Below are 1,332 nucleotides of genomic sequence, written 5' to 3' on the forward strand. Positions count from 1 at the left end.
TAGACACCGCCTGTGGAGGTGAGATTGAGCTTGTCGCCGTTTTTATCGGTGGCTGTGACGGGCTGGTTGATGAGGGTACCTGCTTCAACGCAGATGTCGGGCAGGGGCTGCATTAAGGGCCGGTCGTTACGCGCGTCATCGACGATGATCTGCATATCGCGGACGATTTCCCCGATCAGCACACCGTCCCGCCATTCCTCTACAATGAAAGCAACGTTGTAATATCCCTTGGTAACCGGCGCGTCCCAGATGATATCACCGGTGGTGCGATTGATTCCGAAAGTGGCCGGCGAAGCACCAGCCTCAGTTTGGCCGGGCGCTCCGATCTGGTTCGGATTCACATATTGCAAATTGATTCCTGCCCCGTTTACACCGCTGCGCTGAGGGATGAACATACGGTATGCCAGACTATCACCATCTGCGTCGAATGCGTTAGGATTGTGAATATAGCGCTGTCCTACCGCGGCGAGGTCAATCGGTGCATTCAGCAAAACCGGAGTCTGATTCAAGCCCAGGGTGGCATTGATTTCCAGAATGGTACTTACATAAAAGTTCAGGTTTTGAGTCGGAGGAGGGCCTATGTTCAGGATGTTGTTGTTCCGGTTATCCTCTTCGAACGAAATGCGGAATTTCCCGGTAGACGGAAATGTGTAATTGATAATGTAGGTGTTCTGCGTGGTATTGTTCCCAATGTTGGGAATGGGTTGCTGCCGCGGGGCTTCTAGAATTACGGGTTGACCGGTAGAAGTAACATTACCAATGGTGAAAAAGACGGTGTTCTGCGCATTGGCAGCGCCTTCGCCATTTTGCATATCGAAATAAGCCGTAAGCTTGATTTCATAGGTAAGCGTAGTGGCAGAAATTCTCCTGGCAGTGATTTCACCTGCACGGATGTGCGTGGCCATGGCAGCGTAGCCGCTGCATAATAAAGCCACAAAGAAAGAGTATAATAAAATTCGTAAAACAGAGCGCATAAATCCGTGTCGAGCTATAATGATAGGGAGGTTACAGCAGGCGCTATATCTCCTGTCAGGTACGTTAAATCAACGAAATTTCAGGTAAAAATGTGTGCTTCGGGAATGAATATAATATGTCGGTTTGTAAACTTACAAAACAACTTTATAAATCATATATGAATTCTCATAAAGTCCCGAAGCAGCGGGAACGGCGCTCAGAAAGGGTATAAGTGGTTTAACGCAACAGCTGCACCCACCCCTTGAAGGTAGTGGCCTCGCCTTGTTTTTTAGACGATTCAAAAAAGATGGTTACTTCATAATAGTATTGTCCAGCTGCGAGTTCTTTTCCTCCGTTTGTTTTTCCGTCCCAGTTGAT

The 1,332-nt window shown here is 48.2% G+C and carries 1 pseudogene; it reads right to left on the bottom strand.

Annotated elements, in window-relative coordinates:
• A pseudogene (locus BP71_RS37840) lies at window positions 1–935 on the bottom strand (gliding motility-associated C-terminal domain-containing protein); the annotation flags it as partial.
• Between the last annotated feature and the right edge of the window lie 397 nt (window positions 936–1,332).

It is taken from the genome of Dyadobacter ginsengisoli DSM 21015, assembly GCF_059568735.1.